General features: G+C 69.2%; 20 protein-coding genes. 6 read left to right on the top strand and 14 right to left on the bottom strand.

The window, feature by feature from the left end; genetic code table 11:
- Positions 1–263 precede the first annotated feature (263 nt).
- Positions 264–1,466 (bottom strand): helix-turn-helix transcriptional regulator, encoded by a 1,203-nt coding sequence (locus tag RUR_RS20360; protein ID WP_283136685.1) that lies wholly within the window; start codon positions 1,464–1,466, stop codon positions 264–266.
- Between the two features lie 308 nt (positions 1,467–1,774).
- Positions 1,775–3,466, bottom strand: coding sequence for a helix-turn-helix domain-containing protein (locus tag RUR_RS20355; protein WP_283136684.1), 1,692 nt, complete (start codon positions 3,464–3,466; stop codon positions 1,775–1,777).
- Between the two features lie 955 nt (positions 3,467–4,421).
- On the opposite strand from RUR_RS20355, the gene RUR_RS20350 reads away from it, so the two are divergent.
- Entirely contained in the window at positions 4,422–4,760 is a 339-nt protein-coding gene (locus RUR_RS20350) for a hypothetical protein (RefSeq protein ID WP_283136683.1), read from the top strand.
- Between the two features lie 54 nt (positions 4,761–4,814).
- Here RUR_RS20350 and RUR_RS20345 read toward each other — a convergent pair whose 3' ends face one another.
- From RUR_RS20345 to RUR_RS20335, 3 genes are all read right to left on the bottom strand, one after another.
- Complete coding sequence (locus tag RUR_RS20345) at positions 4,815–5,450, bottom strand: permease-like cell division protein FtsX (protein WP_283136682.1); 636 nt, start codon at positions 5,448–5,450, stop codon at positions 4,815–4,817.
- 755 nt (positions 5,451–6,205) lie between these two features.
- Complete coding sequence (locus RUR_RS20340) at positions 6,206–7,420, bottom strand: MFS transporter (protein WP_283136681.1); 1,215 nt, start codon at positions 7,418–7,420, stop codon at positions 6,206–6,208.
- The gene (locus RUR_RS20335) at positions 7,417–8,175 is read right to left on the bottom strand and encodes a DeoR/GlpR family DNA-binding transcription regulator (RefSeq protein ID WP_283136680.1); all 759 of its coding nucleotides are present in this window, start codon (positions 8,173–8,175) and stop codon (positions 7,417–7,419) included. The genes RUR_RS20340 and RUR_RS20335 overlap by 4 nt, the downstream gene beginning before the upstream one ends.
- A gap of 421 nt (positions 8,176–8,596) precedes the next feature.
- Here RUR_RS20335 and RUR_RS20330 point away from each other — a divergent pair, with 421 nt between their 5' ends.
- The 3 genes from RUR_RS20330 (at position 8,597) to RUR_RS20320 (ending at position 11,600) form a co-directional block, all read left to right on the top strand.
- Complete coding sequence (locus tag RUR_RS20330) at positions 8,597–9,844, top strand: YncE family protein (RefSeq protein ID WP_283136679.1); 1,248 nt, start codon at positions 8,597–8,599, stop codon at positions 9,842–9,844.
- Between the two features lie 143 nt (positions 9,845–9,987).
- Positions 9,988–10,533: an RNA polymerase sigma factor gene (locus RUR_RS20325; protein WP_283136678.1), complete on the top strand. Its 546-nt coding sequence runs from the start codon at positions 9,988–9,990 to the stop codon at positions 10,531–10,533.
- Positions 10,530–11,600, top strand: a complete 1,071-nt coding sequence (locus RUR_RS20320) for a hypothetical protein (RefSeq protein ID WP_283136677.1) — start codon at positions 10,530–10,532, stop codon at positions 11,598–11,600. The genes RUR_RS20325 and RUR_RS20320 overlap by 4 nt, the downstream gene beginning before the upstream one ends.
- Before the next feature lie 407 nt (positions 11,601–12,007).
- On the opposite strand, the gene RUR_RS20315 is transcribed toward RUR_RS20320, so the two are convergent.
- The 5 genes from RUR_RS20315 to RUR_RS20295 all read right to left on the bottom strand — a co-directional run bounded on the left by RUR_RS20315 (position 12,008) and on the right by RUR_RS20295 (position 16,948).
- Complete coding sequence (locus RUR_RS20315; protein WP_283136676.1) at positions 12,008–13,282, bottom strand: cation:proton antiporter; 1,275 nt, start codon at positions 13,280–13,282, stop codon at positions 12,008–12,010.
- A gap of 6 nt (positions 13,283–13,288) precedes the next feature.
- The gene (locus RUR_RS20310) at positions 13,289–13,774 is read right to left on the bottom strand and encodes a cation:proton antiporter regulatory subunit (protein WP_283136675.1); all 486 of its coding nucleotides are present in this window, start codon (positions 13,772–13,774) and stop codon (positions 13,289–13,291) included.
- A gap of 168 nt (positions 13,775–13,942) precedes the next feature.
- Positions 13,943–15,328: a dihydrolipoyl dehydrogenase gene (gene lpdA, locus RUR_RS20305; protein ID WP_283136674.1), complete on the bottom strand. Its 1,386-nt coding sequence runs from the start codon at positions 15,326–15,328 to the stop codon at positions 13,943–13,945.
- A 248-nt stretch (positions 15,329–15,576) separates the two neighbouring features.
- Complete coding sequence (locus tag RUR_RS20300) at positions 15,577–16,584, bottom strand: 1-aminocyclopropane-1-carboxylate deaminase (RefSeq protein WP_283136673.1); 1,008 nt, start codon at positions 16,582–16,584, stop codon at positions 15,577–15,579.
- 169 nt (positions 16,585–16,753) lie between these two features.
- Positions 16,754–16,948 (bottom strand): hypothetical protein, encoded by a 195-nt coding sequence (locus RUR_RS20295; protein ID WP_283136672.1) that lies wholly within the window; start codon positions 16,946–16,948, stop codon positions 16,754–16,756.
- A gap of 96 nt (positions 16,949–17,044) precedes the next feature.
- Here RUR_RS20295 and RUR_RS20290 point away from each other — a divergent pair, with 96 nt between their 5' ends.
- Positions 17,045–17,413 carry a VOC family protein gene (locus RUR_RS20290; RefSeq protein ID WP_283136671.1) on the top strand — a complete coding sequence of 123 codons (369 nt, stop codon included), beginning with the start codon at positions 17,045–17,047 and terminating at the stop codon, positions 17,411–17,413.
- A gap of 100 nt (positions 17,414–17,513) precedes the next feature.
- On the opposite strand, the gene RUR_RS20285 is transcribed toward RUR_RS20290, so the two are convergent.
- The 3 genes from RUR_RS20285 to RUR_RS20275 all read right to left on the bottom strand — a co-directional run bounded on the left by RUR_RS20285 (position 17,514) and on the right by RUR_RS20275 (position 19,657).
- A complete protein-coding gene (locus tag RUR_RS20285; RefSeq protein WP_283136670.1) occupies positions 17,514–17,903 on the bottom strand; it encodes a hypothetical protein in 390 nt (129 codons plus the stop codon).
- A 508-nt stretch (positions 17,904–18,411) separates the two neighbouring features.
- A complete protein-coding gene (locus RUR_RS20280) occupies positions 18,412–19,164 on the bottom strand; it encodes a sulfite exporter TauE/SafE family protein (protein WP_283136669.1) in 753 nt (250 codons plus the stop codon).
- 310 nt (positions 19,165–19,474) lie between these two features.
- Positions 19,475–19,657: a hypothetical protein gene (locus RUR_RS20275; protein ID WP_283136668.1), complete on the bottom strand. Its 183-nt coding sequence runs from the start codon at positions 19,655–19,657 to the stop codon at positions 19,475–19,477.
- Positions 19,658–19,832: 175 nt separating this feature from the next.
- Here RUR_RS20275 and RUR_RS20270 point away from each other — a divergent pair, with 175 nt between their 5' ends.
- Positions 19,833–20,072, top strand: coding sequence for an HGxxPAAW family protein (locus RUR_RS20270; RefSeq protein WP_283136667.1), 240 nt, complete (start codon positions 19,833–19,835; stop codon positions 20,070–20,072).
- 45 nt (positions 20,073–20,117) lie between these two features.
- Here the strand turns inward: RUR_RS20270 and RUR_RS20265 are convergent, their stop codons facing one another.
- Entirely contained in the window at positions 20,118–21,101 is a 984-nt protein-coding gene (locus tag RUR_RS20265; RefSeq protein ID WP_283136666.1) for a tyrosine-type recombinase/integrase, read from the bottom strand.
- Between the last annotated feature and the right edge of the window lie 150 nt (positions 21,102–21,251).

The following is a 21,251-nucleotide window of genomic DNA, read 5'->3' as shown; positions in this document are numbered from 1 at the left end:
TGTACTCGGCTGGACCCGGACGGCCATTCCGGCCACCTTCTTCACCGAATTCCTCGCCTGGATCGTCTATCAACGGGTCCGGGAAGCCGACTCGGTCCGCAGACGCCGCTAGGACGATTGATTGCCAATTGATCACGAGGCGGCGGAGTGCCTGCGGGCATGTGAAGAGGGTTTTCAAGATCACTTTGCGGAAAGGGCGCGTAGCACCGGAGACAGGTTGCCCGCGTCCACCGTGATACGGACGTATCAACCGGAGAGCACGGTCAGTGGCCGGAGCGCGAGGTACCGAGGATCGCGGCGAGTTTGCGGTAGCGGGAAGCGGTGGGGTTGGCGTGTTGGGCGCGGCGGGCGATGACGTCGGGGAGCGCCTGGTGGCGGGCCCAGTCGGGATTGGCGGTGCATACCTCCAGCAAGGTGTCGAGGGAGGCGTCCCATTGGCGGGTCTCGGCGAGGGCGAGGGCGACGTCGAGGTGGAGCCGGTTGCGGGCTGCGGGGGTGAGGGCGGAGATATCGCCCATCGCGGCGTAGGTCTCCAGGGCCTTGCCGGGCCGTCCGGTCGACACCTGGAGGCCGACGGCTTGGGCATGGACGGTCGCCGGGCCGAACGCCGTCCCGTTGACCGACACGTCCCGGCCGATTCTCGCCGCGACAGCGTGCCCTTGGGAGAGCAGGTCGTCGGCTCGCGCCACGTCCCCGTCGCGGGCCGCCACGACCGCAGCGAACGTCACGTGCCACCCGTAGGTGGCCAGCAGCTGGGGATCGTTGTCGCTGTAGCGGGGCTCGATCATCAGATAGGAGCGTTCGGCCGTGACCGACGCCTGATCGAGCCGGGCGTCCCGCAGGTAGATCCACGACCGACCCGAAGTGACCATGGCCGACCGCACCACATCGCCCGCGAGATCGGCCTGCGCGGCGGCATGTCCGATTCCGGCGTAGGCCAGGTCGCGGGCGCCGAATTGGTTGGCGACGTAAGCCGCCAGCCGGAACGCGTCGGCCATCGTCGACGCGGCTGCCCCTTCCTTTCCTGCAGGCATCGTATGGGCGACGGCCGCGGCCTGCCGTACGGCGATGGCCACCAACGCGCCCGCCGTGGCGTACTGTCCGGCGCGGTACCGGTCCCACGCCGCCACGAGCCCGGCCTGCACCTCGCCGACGGATACGGGCTCAAGGTCGCCGACGACCCCGGCCGCGGTGTCGTGGACAGCCCGCGAGAGCTCTCGCAGCATCGCCCGGTCGTCGCGGCGCATCGCTCGACGGGGCTCCTGCTGGCCGAGCACCACCGACACGTCCGTGTGCAGCACGGCCGAGATCCTCAAGAGGGACGGAAGTCCAACCCCCAGGTCTCGCTCGACCTTGCGGATTGTCGCGATCGACAGTTCGGCCGCCTCGGCGAGCTGTTCCTGGGTCATCTCCGCGCGCAGAATTTTGATCCGCTCGCCGGTCGTATAGTCGCTCCACCGGGTCATTGGTCGGCCCTCTCTCCCGCCGGATGCCCGGCGTAGTCGGCTCTCGCCCTGTCCAGAGGGCGCGTGTCCCGTTGATGCCCAGTATGCGGATGAGCCGTACGGAACGTCTTCGATCTTCCGCAACGACCCAGGGCTGACGCTGCTCGGCCTGCTGGGAAAGGAAGAGCCCGATGACCCGGCTCCGGCCCTTTTCCGACCGTCGACGAGGGCTGTTCAGCTCAATCGACGGGCCGTCCGGCGCGGGCAGGTCGACGATCCTCGCGCACCTGTCCGAGCACCTCATCGCGGACGGAGTAGGCGCCGGGGTGTCAGCGGCCCGGGTGGATGGTGATCAGTATCGGCTGTTCGGTGATCTGCACCGTATGCGGGGCGGGCATCGAGCGTCCGTCCAGGAATCGGACGGTGTCGGCGCCCCGATCGGCCGGCATCGAGACCGTGCCCGATTCGGTCCACCGGACGATGGCCCGGACAGGTTCCCGGCCGTCCGCACCGGCCAGGACGAATTGGCATTGCCAGACCTGTGACGGCAGCCCGTCGGGCCGGCCGTTGCCACAGGAGGTGATGCGGGCGCCTGCCAGCCAGCGCTGGAGCGTGTCCACCGCGTGGGCCGCGGCGGTCGGCGGTCCGCCCACGGCCTGAAGCACCAGCGGGATCTTGGTGCCGCCCCAGTTGTAGAAGTACATGCGGTCGTATCGCACGTACATCCCGATCAGGTAGAAGCGCACCGCGTACGCGATGGCGCGCGCCTGGTCCAGTTTGCGGTCTTGGGCGATTCGGTAGACGGTCCCGGTGCTCCACAGCCGCGGATGCACCCCGGCCTCATGGAACGTGCGGTCGATGACGGCCGCGAGACGGACGAGGCTCTCGGGGGTGTCGCCGTCGTGCTGCGGGGCGAGTTTCACACCTGCGACGTCGCACGCCTGGTACCCGCCGGCGGCGGCGAAGTCGCGCAGGAACCGCTGGGAGGCCTGCTCCCACAGGTTCCCGATCGAGGGGCACACCAGGGTCGCGGCCGGATCGGCGCGGCGGATGACCGCGGCGGCTTGCTGGGTCATGCGGGCCAGCGTCGCGGCGTCGCCCGTGTAGAAGTGCGGTGAGGGCGCGAACGCCCACAGTTCGTATGCGTCGATCCGGCCCGCGTATCGGGTCGCGACGGCCTTGACGAAGCGGATCCAGTCCTTCAGATCATCGGGTGGCGCCGTGCGTGACCCGCCGGGGTAGGGGCCGAGTGGCGCGCCCGGCGCAGCCCATTGCGGCGTGCCGCCGAAGGTGTAGAGCACGGGGAGGTTCGCGCGGCGGGCGGAGCCGACGAGGCGGTCCAGGGTGGTCCAGTCGAACCGGTTGCGCGCGGGTTGGAGCAGGGACCAGAGGGTTTCGCTGTCCCACAACCGGATCCCGCCGACCCGGAAGGTCGGCATGGCGCCGCTGTCGCTGTTGATCGTGACGCCGTAGAACTCCGCGGGTACCGGGGCGGGCGGCTGCGACCAGGCCGGGCCGGGGATCAATTGCGGCGTCGGACGCCCGGAGGTCCGCCGGTCCGGAGAGGAAGCACTCGCACCGATGACCATCGCGGCGGCCAGGACGCAGGCGAGGGCGATGAAGCGTATCGTCCTGCGGCCGGAGCGGGCGGGCCGCCGGCCGTGCACGGCGGATGCGGACACCGGGTCCCGGGGGTGCGAAGCGGCGGGTGCGGGAGCCACCGCCGGGAGCTGGGGATCGTCGGTGACGGGGGCGCGGCCCGCATCGAGGCGGCCCGCATCGGCTTGGGCCCACAGCCGGTACAACTCCGCCAGCTCCGCCTTGCTGGCCCCGCAGGCCAGCGCTATCCGCTCCACCATTCCGTAGCTGTCCGGCAGGACCTGACCCCGGCAGTACCGATGCAATGTGGAGGTGCTGGCGCCACAGCGGCCGGCGAGTTCCGCGTAGCTGCGGCTGCTCCGTTCCTTCAGTGAGTGCAAGAGCGCGGCCAGCTCCGACACCTTCTCATCCCTGTTGTGCATCCTCGCGTCCCAGGCCGGGGAATCAGTACAGGTCCGGCCAAGTTTCTCATCCCAGGCGCCAGCCGGGACGCAAATCACTTGTGCCGGCGCCATGTGGTTCAGCACTCTCAAAGCGCCGAAATCAACGGCGAAAACGGGAAATGCGCCGAATGCGACTCTCATCCAGAAAGGGGATGTATTCGGTCGGTGCGACGTCTCTATGTGGAGACGTCCCTATGTGGACCAGAAATCAAGGGAGAACGGAGTATGCGAAACCACAACGCTTTGCGTCGCGGTCGCACGTTCGCTGCGATGCTGCTCGGTTCCACAGCGCTGGTGGTGCTTCCGACGGACGCTGCGTTCGCAGGCAGCTGTTCGTGGGCGGGCTGCTCGGCGACGTTCAACGACAGCCCGCTGGGGGCACTGGCCTACTTCAACTGGTGTAGGGCACGCGACATTACGGGCGCCTCGACTGACCGCGAACCGACGTGCAACAACGACAAAGGCCAGCCACAGAACACCTACTACATCGGCTCAGGGGGGCGCACTCCGGGTGGCCAGGATTGGGACGCTTTCCGAGTGGACGCCGGGTGGTGTTACAGGGTGAGGTTCCTCCCCGGGGCCGGTTTGTGGCGTACCTACGACCGAAGGGGAAAATCGGCACTTTGGGTCAAGGTCGGGGACGGGGCAGAGGCGCACATCCTTGCTCAGAACAGCACCTCGCCCTGCTGAACCGCTCCAGTCGGCATGAGGACCCGCCGGGGTAGCGGGACGGGGAATGTATCGACCGGCTCGGCCAAAGGCAGCTTGTGGGTGACCGGCTGGAACCGCGGAAGGGGCGCTGTCCCCTCCTGACCGGCCGACGGCCCGGACCACCACCCACCGCAGTGGTCATGAGCCATCACGACAAAACAGGCAAGAGCGATCGCATGACAGTGCGGGAACCGCGCTGTACATCGGGACCTGAGGAGAACACATGCATGACCAGCGCATTTCACGAGGGATGAACACCGCCAGGAAGATGGTGGCTGCGGCAGGAGCGGCGGTCACCGTCGCGGCACTGCTGCTGATCCCGGCGAGTCCCGCGTCGGCTCGCGGATGTTTCACCATTACGCGCATATGGACGGAAGGCCCCGCCGGCCACCCCCTCAAGTATGCGCAGGTATACAACGCATGCAACTTCGCCGGCCGGGCCAGCGTGGATGTACCGGCTGCGCCGGACCCCGACTGCAAGTGGATTGGCTCCTACAGCAGAGCCGATTTCTATGTCGGCGGTGCCCTTTCGGTGAACCCCAGAGACGCGTACCCCTGCTAGGGTCGTCGACCCCGGTGGTGACGGGACTGCCCCGTCACCACCGAGCCCGGCCGGTCAGCGGCCCTTGCCGGGGAAGGAGCAGAGTGCGCTCGCCTCGGTGAGTGCCCTTCTTCCCGACGTGGAGGAGCCCGCCGCCTCGATCAGGCAGGACTGGTCGACGCTGAGCAAGACCCCGGGCAGCCCGCTTACCGCCCTGGCCAAAGCCGAAGTGTCGGCACCATCCGCAAGCCGGACGTGAAACGACTCGGGTAGGTTCTCCTCCGCGGGCGGTTGGCCGGGATTGTCGGCGGACGCCTGGCGGAGGCGCTCGTAGGCCTGCCCCCGGGACTCGAAGGTGACGGTCTTCACGTCGGGGCGGGCGGTGAGCAGCTGCCGGACGGACTCCTTCTCCGACTCGGTGGCCGCCGTCGCCGCGCAGGCGTGACGGCCGTCGGCCGCGGTGCAGAGGAAGATCCGGACCCCTCTGTCCAGCGGTGGCGCGGCACCGAGGAGCGACATGATGACCTGCTGCCGTGGTTCCGCGGCGGAGGACGCCGGCTGTACGACCCCGCACGCCGTCCCGACGGCGGCCAGGGCGACGCCGACCGTTCCGGTCAGGATGATCCGGAGCTCACGGTGTCTCTGCGGCGGCTTCTCGTCGCCGTCCTTCGCGCCCGTCGCCTCACGGAGTCGATCCTTGACGCTGGACATTGGTGTCTCCCGTTCATGGTGGAGTACGGACATGGCCGTCACGGCCGGGGATTCAGCGGTGTTCACGTTCAGGCGATCTCGGTGTCGCCTGGGCGAGGTGGCCGTGCTTCGCGCGGGGCTCCGTCTTTTCGTGGAGTCGGTCTTCAATGTCGGTCATCTCTTCCGGGTTGCGGTGGGGTCTGGACAGCCCGAATCGGTCGCTCGTACGTCGGTGTGGTCCGCCCCGGCCGGGGTGCTTGCCGTCGGCGGCATGGCGGCAGGAACTCACGCCGGGGCGTTCCGGCGGCCGTCGGGTGTGGATCCGCGGACCTTCTCGGCGAAGCGGCGTCGAGCGGAGCCGTTGAACGGGTGTCCGGACGTGGCCGAACGCTGTGACACCGGATGTCAGGTGCTGTCCGGCCAGGTGAAGGCATGCCGGATCGAATCGCCGGTCCGCGGACCGGCTTCAGCGGGTGCTGTCAGCCGGAAGCCGGTCGGCTCGGTGCCGCGTGCCGGGCCGATGGATCGGGCGCGCCGAGGACACCCTTTCGCCCGGCCGTGGGGTTGCCGTTCTCGCGCGCCCGTTTCGATCCGTTGCCCGCCGATCCTCGGCGGATGCCACGGTGGTGGTACGGCCTGCGGCCGGTCGATCCGATCCCGGGCACGGATCGGGCTGGGCTTGAGGCCGGGCCACCGCGGTGAGCGGGGAGGCCTTCCCCGCCGATCGCGGGCGGCGGATCCGCGGAGAACTCGCGGACGGTCTGCGAACTATGGGGTCAGGCCGGCTCACCCCCAGACCGGGCTTGGCCGCCCGCCCGGTCGCCCCGGACGGCGGGGGCCGCCGCGACGACGAAGAGGGAGAGCAGGACGGGGATGCCGAGGGCGAGGGGGAGGCCGGTGACCTCGGCGACCAGGCCGATCAGGATGGGTCCGCCGAGGAAGCCCGCGTAGCCGATCCCGGCGACCTGGGCGATGGCCTGCCCGGCGCGGGCCGGGTCGCGGTTCCCGGCCGCGGAGAAGACCTGGGGCACGATGCAGGCGAGTCCGAAGCCGAACAGGACGAAGCCGATCAACGCCGGGATGGGTTCCCCGACCAGGAGGGCGAAGGTGAGTCCGGCGGCGGCGAGCAGGCCGCTGCCGCGCACCAGCCGTACCGGTCCGAGCAGTTCGGCGAGCCGGTCCCCGGCGAGCCGCCCGGCGGTCATGGCGATGGAGAACACCGCGAACCCCATGGCGGCCAGGCCTGCGGAGGCGTTCAGGTCCTCGTAGAGGTAGATCCCGCTCCAGTCGGCGGCCGAGCCCTCGCTGACCATCGCGGCGAGCGCGAGCCCGCCGAGCAGGACCACCCCGACGTTGAGGCGCCGTCCTCCCGGCCTGGCTTTGGGCTCCTGGTGCGGGGAGGCGGTGCGGGGGAGCAGCAACCGGCCGATGAGCAGGCATATCACGGCGGAGAGGATGCCCGCCGTCCAGAACGTCACCGGGACGGAGGCGCCCAGGGAGGCGAAGAGGGCTCCGGCGACCGCGCCGAGGAACCCGCCGAGGCTGAAGCCCGCGTGGAAGGAGGACATGAGGGGACGTCCGTGGGCGCGCTCCACCTCGACGGCGTGGGCGTTCATGGACACGTCGAGTGAGCTGTGCATGACGCAGAGGATGAAGAGCGCGGCGAACAGGCCGCCGACGTTCCCCGCGTAGCCGGGCGCCGCGAGCAGGAGCGAGCCGATGACTCCGGCCGGGACCACGATCCGGGCGCTGCCGAACCGGTCGATGAGCCGGCCCACGGCGAAGGTGGCGGTGAGGGCGCCGGCCGCCATGCCGAGGAGCGCGATGCCGAGCTGGCCTTCGCTGAGGCCGAGATCCTGTTTGATCGTGGGGATGCGCGCGGTCCAGACCCCGATCAGGGCCCCGGCGAGGATGAAGTACCCGTACACCGCGATCCGCGCACGCCGTACCGCACGCACGTCGGGGGTGACGACCGTTGACGAGGTGGTCATGCGATCCGTACCGCGACACCGGCGGCCTCGAAGGCTGTGCGTTGCTCGGCGGGGATTCCCTCGTCGGTCACCAGCAAGTCGAAGCGGTCGAGCCCGCAGACGAAGGCGAACGCCGTACGGGAGAATTTCGAGGAGTCGGTGACCGCGATCACCCGGCGGGCCGAGGCGATGGCCGCCTGCTTGACCGCCGCGTCGTCGAGGTCGAAGGACGTCATGCCGTGCTCCGCGGACAGGGCGCAGCAGCCGATGATCGCGGTGTCGAAGCGGAGCGCCCGGATGGCGGCTTCGGTGAGCGGCCCGGCCAGGTTGAGCTCGCCCTGCCGGAGTTCCCCGCCGGGGATGACCAGTTTGATCCGGGGGGCGGTGCTGAGCTCCTGTGCGCTCTGCAGGGACGTCGGGACCACGGTGAGCCGCCGGTCCACGAGGCGTTTGGCGATCTCCAGGGTGGTCGTGCCGCTGTCCAGCAGGACGGCCTCCCCGTCGCTGACGAGGTCCGCGACCGAGGCGGCGATGCGTTTCTTGCTTTCGTGGGCCTCCAGTTCCCGGACGCCGAAAGGGGGGTTCTCGCCGCGGAGCAGCAGGCTGACGGCGCCGCCCCGGACGCGGCGCAGGATTCCTTGCTGAGCGAGCTGGTCGAGGTCGCGCCGGATCGTCATCTCCGAGCAGCCGTGCTCCGCGGCGAGTTCGGTCACCCCGACACTGTCCGTCGTCTGCAACACCCGAACGATCGCTTGAAGCCGTTCCGCACTTTCCATGTGTGTATATGAACACAGATCATGTGCGGTAGGCAAGCCGAAATATTGTGATCTGTACGGTAAAGGTGCCCTCTCGTCATTTCTCCCGCACATCACGGTCGGCACCGATCGCCCGACCCCGGGCAATCAGCCACAACCCGCTTCGAGGAATGCCGGTGATCGGCCCGGCGCAGCCCGTACCCCAACCGGCGAGGCGACACCTTCCGCCGGTAAGGCAGGCCGCCCGGGCTGTGACACGACGGCGGCGCGGGTCAGTCGCCAGGCGGTCGCAATCCGGAGGGAAACCATCCGATCACCCGGAGAGCGCCGTGCGTTCGTACTGAACAGATCCACCGTTGTCGGTATCCAACAAACCGACCGACATCGCCGGGAAGGCGCTCAGGCTGCTTCCCGCCTCTGTGGTTTCCGAGGAGAACCGCAGGTGCCGCGACGTCGTCACGCCGGGGAAGGCGGGGCCGAGGAGAGAGGTGCTTCGTTGCGCGGGAAGACGTTCGGTGCCGGGAGCCGGGTGGCGCTCGCCTTGTCGCTGCTCGTCTCGGCGGCCTGCTCCGCCGGGACGCCGGAGAGCCCTTCGGCCACGGCGTCGTCGCCGGCGACGGAGGCCCGCCGTCCGGGGGTGGTCGTCTACACGCTGCTGGACGACAACCGGCTGGTCGCGGTGGAGCTGGGGCGAGGCGTCGTCGCCGGTCGGCGGCTGGCCGAGGTCGCCGGTGAGCAGTCTCCGTCGTATGCGATCACAGCGGTACCGGACGGGAGTTCGGTGCAGGTGCTCACCGAGAAGAAGCTGCCGTTTCCCACGTCGCAACCGGCGAGGCCGCAGAGCGTGGTGGTGGTCGACCCCGGCTCGCTGGAGATCCGCAAACGCATACCGTTGACGGCGTCCGACACCTACCAGGTGATGGTCCGCGGGAAGCGGACCGGCCGTCTCCATCTGCTCGGTGTCGCGCGGGATGGGAAGGGCTGGGCTCCGATCATGAGCGTGGCCGACCCGGTCACCGGCGAGGTGCTTCGCCGGGAGAGGCTGCGCGTGGCCAAGGGGAGGACCTGGCTGCCGTTCTCCGCCGACCTTGACGACGACGAGCGACGGCTCTGGGTGAGTTACCACGGCCATGACACCACGGGGCTGGAGGTCTACCGGATCGGCGGCGACGGGATCAAGCGGCTGCCGGAGAGCGACCGGCTGTCACAGTGCGCTGAGGAGTCGCCGGATCACGGCTGCGTCGGGCTGCACGGCGGGGTGCTGCGTTTTGACGGGCTGCGTTACGCCACCACGGGTGGGACCGAGATCGTGGAACTGACGCCGGACGGGCGGGTGCACAGGCGCCTGGACATCGCACCCCTGGCCCGCAATCACGTGATGGAGATGGCGGTGGATCGGGGGAGCGGTCGGCTCTACGTCCTCGGAAGCTGCCTGTACGCCACGGGGCTGCTGGCGGTGGACCTCGGCTCCGGAACGCACACCGTGCTCGCGGCGACCAGGAGAGGGGGAACGGAGCATCGCGGGAACGACACCGTCTGCGGAGAACGGGGTGAACTCCACCCCGGCGGGTTGATCGTCCTGCTCAAGCCGAGTCCGACCATGATCTTCGTCGACGTGGCCGACGGGTCGGTGCGCGAACGGGTCGAGCTGCCGTCGACGCCGGTCTCCTTCCTCGTCCTGTCCCGTTGACCCCCAGAGGGCGTGGCACGACCCCGTTCGGGCGGTCAAGGATTCCATTCGTACGGCCGCCGGTGATATCCGGCGATCTCGCGACACCTACAAGGTAGACGGCGCTCGGATGCGCCGACTGTCGGATAGGAGACGGAGCTTGAGTGGTTGTGCGCGATGAGGCCGGTTTCACCAGCCTGTTCGAAGAGCACTACGAGTCGGTGCTGCGGTACGCCTGGCGGCGGGTCGGCCCGGCGGACGCCCCGGACATCGCCGCGGAGACGTTCCGGATCGCCTGGGAGAAGTTCGACCGCGTCCCCGCCGACCGGCCCCTGCCCTGGCTGTACATCACCGCGAAGAACCTCGTGCTGAACCTCGTCAGAAAGGACGAACGACGGAACGGAATCGCCACCTGGCTCGGCCCCGACCTGGGGAACGGTGTCGAAGCCGATCACGCCGGCGCGGTGGCCGCGCGGATCGCGGCGGTGGCGGCGCTCAACGACTTGGGCGAACGCGATCGGGAGCTGGTGCTGCTCGTCAGCTGGGAGGGACTCGACCTGCGTGAGGCCGCCGCAGTCGCCGGGTGCTCCAGGCCGACGGCGGCGATGCGGCTGCATCGGGCACGACGGCGATTACGGCGGCTGCTCGGGGACCAACCCGAGGCCACGGTCGCGACCCGCCGACCCTCGTACAAGGAGACCGCCGTATGAACGACGACATCACAGAGCTGAGGAACCTTCTCGAAGCACATGACCCGGCCAGGCATGTGCGTGCGGACACACCGGGGCTGTCCGCGACCCTCCAGGAGATCGTCGGCGGTTCCCGACCCGTGTCGTCGGCGAGCGAGCGGCGGCGACGGTCGAAGCGCCGATGGGTGATGGCCGCGCCGTTGACCGCCCTGGTGGTCGGGGGGGCCTTCGCCGTGCCCATGGTTTTGGCCCCCGGTCAGGATGGCCCCGTCCAGGTTGGTGCGAGCCTGGCACCGGCCGTCTTCGGGGAAGGCGACTACATCGACGTCACGATCAAGGACCCGGCCGTCGACCCTCAGCGCTACCGCACGGAGTTCGCGGTGCACGGGCTCGACGTGGCCATCCGGATGAGTCCCGCCTCACCGAGTCTGGTCGGAAAGCTGGTCAGTGTTCTTCCTCAGGGACGCGCTAAGGAGGCCGCCAAGATGGCGGGGTTCACCTACGAAAAGGTGGAGGAAGGCGTCTACCGGATCGTCGAGCTCACCCCGGAGGAGATGAAGGAGCGCAGAGAGGGCAAACGCAGCAACGGTAGGGTCGGGCGGTTGAACGATGACAATCCTGAGTGCGGCAACCACTGGTGCGTCAGTACGATCCGCGTCCCCCTTGACCTGAAGGTCCCCCTGGAACTGCACTTCGGCCGCGCCCCCAAACCCGATGAGCGGTACACGTTCATCGGCGACGTCAGCGCTTCAGGGGAGATCTTGGAGGGTGAGCCGGTCGAACCCCCGAACCCCCACGACCCGAGGACCTACGCCTATCTGAGAGTCGGTGAGTTGAAGGAGATAATCCAGCGGCGGGGCGCCACGGTCGACTTCTACGACACCAATCCCATCGATCGACCGGGTCCGAACCCCGGGAACGGTGATTGGGCCTACGTCGACCACCCTCGTAAGCCAGAGGATGTTCCCGACTCCTGGTATGTGCACGTGGTGTTCGGCGGCGATACGCCGGGCACGGTAGGTGTCGCTGTCGGCCCTTGGCGTCCAAACGCCAGGTGGGTCGAGATGCAGGAGAAGGGGCGTTCCTGATCGGGCGAGAGCGGAGGCCGTAGCGCCCGTTCTTGCAGGTGACGATTCGGATGTATGCGGATTGTGGGACATACGCCAACCGCAGGGGCCGACAGGGGGGCTTGGAGTCGCGGCGCTGAAGACCGTTCACGAGGTATCGAACAGACTGGTAAGGCGGAATCTGATGCTTCTCAGCTCCTTGCCGGGCTTGTCGGCGAAGGCGCGTCCGGCTGTCACTGAACAAGAACACCCGACGACAAGAGGGTGGCCTGGTGATGCCAGGCCACCCTCGCAGGGTTGATCGACGTCGGTGTGCGGAGCGCACAGGCGCGGGCACGTGACGTGCGCACGACGACCACATCGCGCGAGGCGACGAATGAAGCGATCAGCCCGTGGGATCGAACCGGGTGTCGGCGGCGGAGGCCGGACTACGGATGGTTCGGGGTCGGCGCGTCGGCCTTGACCACGGCGGGCTGTATCGGCTCGGCCGGGAGGGCGTCCTCGAAGGGCTGCGCCGGGGCCGGTATCGGTTCGACGGGGGCCGCGGTGGCGCCGCGCCGGGTGAGCCGTTTGGCTATGGGGTCGGTCCAGCGGGCGGTGAGCGGGCCGAGGACGACCAGGATCAGCACGTATGCGGTGGCCAGGGGCCCGATGCGCGGTTCGACGGCGACGGCGAGGCCGGCGATCACGATGGAGAACTCGCCGCGGGCGACGAGGGTGCCGCCGGTGCGCCAGCGTCCGCCGGCCTTGATCCCTGCGCGGCGCGCGGCGTACCAGCCGGTGGCGATCTTGGTGAAGATGGAGACGATCGCGAGCAGCAGCGCCGGGACGATCACCGGCGGGATGTCGGCGGGATCGGTGCTGAGCCCGAAGAAGACGAAGAAGACCGCGGCGAACAGGTCGCGTAGGGGGCTGAGCAGGTTGCGGGCGCCTTCGGCGACCTCTCCGGAGAGGGCGATGCCGACGAGGAAGGCGCCGACGGCGGCGGAGACCTGCAGGTCCTGGGCGACTCCGGCCACCAGGAGGGTGAGGCCGAGGACGACCAGCAGCAGCATCTCGGCGTTGTCGGAGGAGACGGCGCGGCTGATCAGCCGCCCGTGGCGGAGGGCGAAGTAGAGCACCACGGCGACGACGGCGAGGGAGATCGCCAGCGTGAGGCTGCCGCGCGCCAGGCTCACGCCCGAGAGGAGGGCGGTGAGAATCGGCAGGTAGACGGCCATGGCGAGGTCCTCGATGACGAGGATGCCGAGGATGACGGGCGTCTCCCGGTTGCCCAGGCGCCCGAGGTCGCCGAGGACTTTGGCGATCACTCCGGAGGAGGAGATCCAGGTGACGCCGGCGAGGACGACGGCGGCGACCGGGCCCCAGCCGAGGATCAGGGCGACGGCGGCGCCGGGGATGGCGTTGAGGACGAGGTCGACCAGGCCCGACGGGTACTGGGTCTTAAGGGTGGTGACGAGTTCGGCGGCGGTGTATTCGAGGCCGAGGAGGAGAAGCAGGAGGATGACGCCGATCTCGGCGCCGGTGGCGACGAACTCCTCGCTGGCGTTGAGGGGGAGGATGCCCCCGTGGCCGAAGGCCAGGCCGGCGAGGAGGTAGAGGGGGATGGGGGAGAGCCCGAGCCGGGCGGCGATCCGGCCGAGCAGGCCGAGCGCGAGAAGGATGGCGCCGAGTTCGATGAGCAGAGCGGTGGTCCCATGCACAGGGAGCTATCCTCCAGTGATCAATTCCGCGACGGCGTCCACGCCCTCGCGGGTGCCCACGACGACGAGGGTGTCGCCGGTGGCGAATCGGAAGTCCGGGGTGGGGGATGGCACGGCTCCGGTCCTGCGGAGCACGGCCACGATGGAGGCACCGGTACGGCTGCGCGCCTGGGTGTCGCCCAGGGTGCGGCCGGAGTAGGGGGAGCCTGCGCATATCGGGATCTGTTCTGTGACGAGGTCGATCTCGATGTCGTGATGGAGGTTCACCACCGGATCCGGGATGAGGAGGCGGGCAAGGGCGGCGGATTCATGGGGGGCGAGTGGCACGGTGTCCTTACAGTTGTCGTCGTCTTCTGGGTCGTGGAAGGCGAGGAAACGGCGCCCGTCCTGATGGGCGACGACGGAGACATGGTGCCCGCCGCCGGTGATCAGGTCGTAGCGGACGCCCACTCCGGGAAGGGCTGTCATGCGGGGGTGGGCTGTGGGCTCCATGGGAGTCTCCGTGTGGTGATGGGGTCGAAAGGCGGCCGTCCCAAGCCGTGGTGGGATGGCCGCCGGTGGTGCGGGGCGAAGTACGGGTCAGATGTCCGGCGCGGTGGCGTACCGGCGCACGGTGAACAGGACTTCGCTCATCCTTCAAGAATAAACGGGTGTCTCACTTCACATGTTGATCATGTGTCCGGCGAGGCCGTGGATCGCCTCCTTCACCGCCTCACCCAGGGTCGGGTGGGCGTGGATGTTCCGCGCGACCTCGGATGCCGTCAGATCCCACTGCTGGGCCAGGGTGAGCTCGGGCAGGAGCTCGGTCACCTCTGGGCCGATCAGATGGGCGCCGAGCAGCTCTCCGTACTGTGCGTCACTGAGGATCTTGACGAAGCCGACGGTGTCGCCGAGACCGTGCGCCTTGCCGTTGGCGCTGAACGGGAACTTGGCCACCTTGACGTCGTAGCCCAGATCCCGGGCCTGCGCCTCGGTGTAGCCGAAGCTGGCGATCTGCGGCTGGCAGTAGGTCGCCCGGGGGACCATGGTGTAGTCGATCTCCATGGTCTCGGCGCCCGCGATGGTCTCCGCGGCGACCACGCCCATCGCCTCGGCGGCGTGGGCCAGCATGATCTTGGCGGTGACGTCGCCGATGGCGTAGATGTGCGGGACGCTGGTCCGGCCCCGTCCGTCGATGTCGACGGCGCCGCGGTCGGTCAGGCGGACCCCGGTGTTCTCCAGCCCGTACCCCTCGACGTTGGGCTGGAAGCCGATCGCCTGCAGGACCTTGTCCGCCTCCAGGGTCTGCGCGCCGCCCGGTCCGGTGACGGTGACCCGCACGCGCTTGCCGTCGTCCTCCACCGAGTCCACCCGGGTGCCGGTCAGCACCTTCACGCCCAGCTTCTTGTACCGCTTCAGCAGCTCGGCGGAGACCTCCTCGTCCTCGGTGGGCACCATCCGGTCGAGGAATTCCACGATCGTGACGTCCACGCCGTAGTTCTTGAGGATGTAGGCGAACTCCACCCCGATCGCCCCCGCCCCGGCGATCACGATGCTCTCCGGCAGCGAGTCGCTGAGGATCTGCTCCTCGTAGGTGACCACGCGGTCGCTCAGCGTGGTCCCGGGGAGCAGTTTGGTGTGCGCGCCCGTGGCGATGATGCAGTTGCCGAAGGTGACGGTCTCGTCCCCGACCCGCAGGGTGTTCGCGTCGACGAAGTGGCCGCGCCCCTGGTACTCGGTGATCCCGTTCTTCTTCATCAGGTAGTGCACGCCCTTGACGCGTCCGTCGGCGACCTTGCGGCTCCGCTTGAAAGCGGGCCCGTAGTCGAGGGTGATCTGTCCCTCGACGTTGATCCCGAACGCGGCGGCCTCATGGGTGAACAGGTGCGCCAGCTCGGCCCCGCGCAGCAGGGCCTTGGAGGGGATGCAGCCGACGTTGAGGCAGACGCCTCCCCAGTATTTCTCCTCGACGATCGCGGTCTTCAGCCCGAGCTGGGCCGACCGGATCGCGGCCACGTACCCGCCCGGACCGGCGCCCAGGACCACGACATCAAAATGAGTGCTCATGCGCCACACGATATTAGGCGCCCTCGGGTTGGCCGGACGGCACCGTCCGCTTGCGGCGGTATGCCTGGGTCCTATGGGGCCGGTACGGCCTGCGGCGGCACGAGCGCCGGACGCGCCTTCCGAGCGGCCCGGTGCGGCCCGTACCCGACTCCGGCCTGGGGACCGGACCGGGCGCGGGAGCGATTGTGATCAGGTCGACGGGAAGGTGAGACGGGTTCCCGGGAGCCGCTCGCCGGGTGCTCGCGCGGTCAGCCGAGGACGGCGCTGTAGCCGTTGATCGCCGGTTGCCCGCCGAGGTGGGCGTAGAGGACGGTGGAGTCCGGCGCGATCTCGCCCCGGGAGACCAGGTCGATCACCGCGGCCATGGACTTCCCCTCGTAGACCGGGTCGGTGATCATCCCTTCCAGCCGGGCCACGGTGCGGATGGCGTCCAGGGTGGCCTCGTCGGGGATCCCGTAGATCCCGCCGTGGTACCGGAGGTCGAGCTCGATCTCCTCGTCGGCGATCTCCCGCTCGACGCCGATCAGCTCGGCGGTGGCCCGGGCGATCCTGGCCACCTGGGCGAGGGTCTGCTCGGGGGTGGCGGTGATGTCGACGCCGAGGATGCGCCGGGGCCGCTCGCTCAGCGCGTTTCCGGCGATCATCCCGGCCTGGGTGCTCCCGGTGCCCGAGGCGACGATCACCGTGTCGAAGAAGACGCCGAGCTCACGCTCCTGGCGCTCCAGCTCCACGATCCAGCCGGCGAACCCGAGCCCGCCGAGCCGGTGGTCGGAGGCGCCCGCCGGAATCGCGTACGGGACGTTCCCCGCGGCCTGGACGTCGGCGATCGCCTGCTCCCAGCTCTCCTTGAACTCGATGCCGAACCCGGCGCGGACCAGGCGGACGTCGGCGCCGAGTATCCGGGAGAGCTGGATGTTGCCCACCCGGTCGTAGATCGAGTCGGGCCAGTCCACCCAGCTCTCCTGGACCAGGACGGCCTTCATCCCGGCCCTGGCGGCGGCCGCGGCGACCTGGCGGGTGTGGTTGGACTGGACCCCGCCGATGGACACCAGGGTGTCCGCGCCCTCGGTGAGGGCGTCGGCGACCAGGTACTCCAGCTTGCGCGTCTTGTTGCCGCCGAAGGCGAGGCCCGAGTTGACGTCCTCCCGCTTGGCCCAGATCCGGGCACCGTCGAGGTGGGCGGTGAGCCGTTCCAGCGGGTGCACGGGGGAGGGCCCGAACAGCAGGGGGTACCGGGCGAACGAGTCCAGGGTCATCGGCGTGCTCCTTGCCATCGCATTCCTACGTGTTCCAGCCGTCTTACCTATATGCCGGAAAGATCACGATAAACCGGGACAAGCCAGGTGGGTACGGGCTGTGCCGGGTCGCTCACCGTCGCCTTCCGGAGACGGGCCCGGGCCTGTGCGCGGAAGGTGGCCTTCCGGGTTATGCGTTCGGTTCGAGGCTTGGGCCGCCCAGGCCGTACCGGGCAGGTGTTCGGTCCTGCTCGGCGTGGGCGAATCTCTCGCGGCGCCGCGTCTCGGCCCAGACGGCATAGGCGAGGACGCCGAGAGTCCGGTCGGGCTTGGTCCGGAGCCCCTGGTCCATCCGGACGGTCACCGTCTCCGGAGGTTCACACATTGTGCTCGGACATTCCTGCCAGAAGATGTCAGGTATGTCCGACAGGATGAGGACATCCGAACGGAACAAAGGAAGAGCAACAGAGAGGAACACGTCATGACGGCGATCGCGAGCATGGGCATGGTCAACCTGGACTGCGACGACCCCCACATCCTGGCGGCCTTTTACCGGCAGGTGCTCGGCTGGGAGGTCGCCCACGAGTCGGACGACTACGCGATGCTCAGCAACGGGTCGGTGATGCTGGGCTTCGGCCGGGTCAAGGGGTACACCCCGCCGAACTGGCCCAATGAGACGGAGCCCAAGCGCTATCACCTGGATTTCTACGTCGACGACTACGACAAGGCCGAGGCGGCGCTGCTGGCGCTGGGGGCGAAGAAGCCGGAGTTTCAGCCGGGCGCCGACCGCTGGCGGGTGCTCCTCGACCCGGCCGGCCACCCGTTCTGCATCTGCCTCAAGTCCGAGTGAGCCCCCTTCGGCACGGTTCAGGAGGAGCTTTCTGAGCGAGCCCTGTTCGGTGCGGCCGGCCCGGTGGCCTCGGGTGACGCTCCCCGGCACCTCTCACCGCTCAGCCCAGGTCGGCGGCGTTCCAGTCGCCGGCCGTATGGCCGTCCGACCCGGGGTGATCGTCCGGCGTCCGGGTGAGGGCTGACGGGGAGGAAGCGGAGGAGAGATTCACAACGGCCGAGACGGCGACGATGAGGACCAGCAGCCCGGCGACGGTTCCCAGAGCGATCAAAGTCGCCTGGTGGAACTGCGGCGGAATGAGCTCCCAGATCGACTGGAGCATTCCGAAGATCCAGTTTCCCGCCAACCACAGCAGCAGGCCGTAGGCCGCCGCCTGCAGCAGGAACCACATAATGACCAGGATGAACGCGCCGATGTTCAGCATAAGGTCGGCGGCCTGGCGGTCAACGGTACGGGAACCAGGAGATTGCCTGCGATCTGACCTATCCATGGTCATATCTCCATGCTGATCGTCCCGGATTCGGGTGCCGTATCGCCCGATATGCCGACTGACTGGCTCTGGTGCGCGCATGGGCTACCCGGATGAGGGGGAGCATGCCGTCCGTCGGCCGTTGACGCAATGCCCCGGGAGGTGAGAAACCCCAAACCGGCGGTCGGGCAGACGATGCCGTGGGCGCGGTGGATCGCCGCAGGGGAGCTCCCGATTCGGTACGGGCGGGCCTGGCGGGAAAAAATGGGGGTTCCGGTTGCCCGACGCCCGCCACGGAGACGGTCACGCTGATCGGGGCGGCGGGTGACCTGGACCCTCCTGGGACGGTACTCACCGTGATCGGGTCCAAGGGCCTGGAGTCCTACGCCGTGATGGTCGTGGAACCGACCCGGATCCCCCGACGGGCGGCCGCGACCTGGACGTGGCGCTCATCCGGGCCTCCGGCGGCCCATCGTGCTCCATACCGGCGAGCACCCCGGTTCCGGCCCGGCTCATCCGGGTGCGCGGGTCAGAACAGGGCGGCGGCCTGGGTGCCGAGGACGAACACGGCCATGGTCACGGTGAACCAGCCGAAGGCCGTACGCAGGGCCTTGGGGGGACATTTCCCGATGAGGCGGGCCCCGGCGAGGCTGCCGGCGATCGCCGCCGCGGTCACCGCCAGGGTCAGTCCCCAGTCCAGGGAGGTGCTGTGCAGGTATCCGGCCAGCCCGGCCCCGGACTTCATCGCGATCACCAGGAGCGAGGTGCCGACGGCGGCGGGCATGGGCAGCCCGCCGAGGAGGACGAGGGCGGGGACCACCAGGAAACCGCCGCCGGCGCCCACCAGTCCGGTGACCAGGCCGACGGCCGTACCCTCAAAAAGGATCTTCGTGATCGGACGGGAGGCGGGCGGTACGGCGTCGCGCGGGCGGGCCGGGCGCAGCATGGCGATCGCGGTGGCCGCCATCATCACCCCGAACAGCACCAGCAGCAGCGCCGGGGAGAGGTAGGCGGCGAGCCTGCCCCCGGCGTACGCCCCGGCCATCCCCGCCGTGCCGAACAGCGCTCCGGTCCGCCAGTGCACCCGCCCTCCGCGGGCGTGCGGGATGAGGGCGACGACCGCGGTGGCTCCGACGACGACCAGGGACATGGCGATCGCCTGGCGGGGTTCGATCTCGGCGAGGTAGATCAGGATCGGCACGGTGAGGATGGAGCCGCCGCCGCCCAGCAGCCCGAGCGTCAGGCCGACGGCGACGGCGGCGAGCAGGGTTAGGACGATCAAGGGGGAGTCGGCTCCTCGTCTCCGGCGATTCCCTATACCGGTGGGGGTATATCGGGGACGGATCGGGCCCGTGGTCAGACCGGCCCTCGGAGTCGAGGCTACCCCCGGGGGTATACCGCGAAAATGGAAAATCATGTGATTTAGCCGACATTGGATACAAAAAGCCCCCAATGCCTGCGGGTTATGGGGAAAAACAAACGGGGGAGCCGGGGCGGGTTCAGGTCCCCCGATCACTGTGATCGGTGCCACCCCGTCCGGATCCCCCGGTGCGCCGCGACCTTGGGCGGTGGGTCGCGGGAAGGACGTGACGCTAGTGGAGTCCCAAGGCCATCAGCAGGAGCAGACCGGCGAGATGGCCGACGATCACGAAGGCCATGATGAAGATGAAGATGAACTTGGCCGGGCCGTGCTCGAAGTGCGCGCCCTCCTTGAGCGGCCCGCGGAGCGCCTGGCGCTCGGCGATCCGCTGCTCCAGAGGCTTGCGGTGGAACATGAGGTCTCTCCCGATGGCTTGGGGAAATTGCCGCGTTCTTTAGAGTCAACGTCGACACTTGGGTGTTTTCATCCAGTATCGGGGGTCAGGGTGCCGGGCTGACTATGGGCCCGGGGTCTACGTCGGCTAAGTTCGTAAGGCAACGGCAAACAATAGATAGGACAGCGAGCGCCCCATGTCGGCACAGGGAAACCAGGGTAGTCACGCCGGAAGCCCCAAATCGTGGGTGGCGGTCATCGTGATGCTGCTGGGCTTTACGATCTGCGGTTTGGCTCTGGTCATGGACTTCAACTGGCTCATGTTCGGCGTCGGAGCAGGGGTCACCGTGATCGGGGGCCTTCTCCTGCTCGTCTTCGACGCGTTCTCCGATGTGATCCTCGCCGATCCCCCGGAGAGCCAGACCCCCGCGCGCTAGTGGACGCGCCGAGCGCCGTACGGCCTGAGGCGGGCCGATCCCGCCTCAGCCGGTCAGCGGGCGGGCATCGGGGATGCGCAACCGGTCCACCGCCTCCCGCCTGCGGCGCTCGGGCCGGCGGTCGTACCGCGCCGTCGTGGTCGGGGACGCGTGCCCGACCAGAGCCTGGGTCGTCGCCAAGTCGACCCCGGCGTCCAGCAGTTCACCGATGAACGTCCGCCGGAAATCGTGCGGGGTACGGGGCGCGGCCCCGGCCCCGGCCAACCGGCGGGTCACGATGTCGGCGACGGCCTGACCCGTCATCGGGACGGGCCGTCCGTCGCGGGCCCGGATCCGGCCGCCCCGGCTGATCGGCGAGAACAGCGACCCCGGCGTCTCGCCCCGCACCAGCAACCAGGCGTCGAGGCGGGCCGTCGCCTCCGCCGTCAGATAGACCATCCGCTGCTTGTCGCCCTTGCCCAGCACCGTCAGCGACCGCTCCCGCCGGTCGTAGTCCGCGAGCGCCAGGCCGGCGAGCTCGGCGCGACGGCACCCCGTGGAGTACAGCACCGCGAGCACGGCCGCGTCTCGCCGGCCCGCGAGGGAGTCGTCGGCGTCGCACCCGGCCAGCGCCGCCCCCATCCCCTCGGCCGGGACGTGCCGCCCGGCGGGCAGCCGGGTGTGGACGACGATCGGCAGGTCACAGGCCCGCGCGTGCTCCTCGGCGGTCATCAGGCCGAGCCGCCACGCCTCCCGCAGCACCCGGCGCAACGCGACCAGATGCTTGTTGACGTGCGACGGCGACGGCGCCGGGGACTGCTCCAGCAGCAGGGTCCGGATCCTGGTGGTGTGCTCGTACCGGAGCAGATGCCAGGGCTGGCCCGACCCGGTCGCGGCCGGGTCCCCGGTGAGCAGCCGCGCGATCCGGTCCAGGCATCCCCGCATCGTCCGCCGGGACTCCCCGTTCGCCAGCGAGTCCAGATAGACCCGGTACGGGTCGGCGCCGTGCGCCTCCGGCAGCCGCTCCGGCACCGCGGGGACGAAACTCACGATCACCACCGTAGCCGATCATCCTCCGCTGTGCGGGGCCGTCGCCCCCCCGGATCCGGTACGGCCTGCGGTGGCCCGCTCGCCGGGGTCGAAGGCGGGCGGTCCCGGCGTGGCGGTGGTGTTCCCCCGTGATCCCGTAACCGGGATCGA

Source organism: Rhizohabitans arisaemae (assembly GCF_025996515.1).
Taxonomy (GTDB): Bacteria; Actinomycetota; Actinomycetes; order Streptosporangiales; family Streptosporangiaceae; genus Rhizohabitans; species Rhizohabitans arisaemae.
Note: the sequence above shows the minus strand (reverse complement) of the source record. Positions and strands in the feature narration are given on the sequence as shown.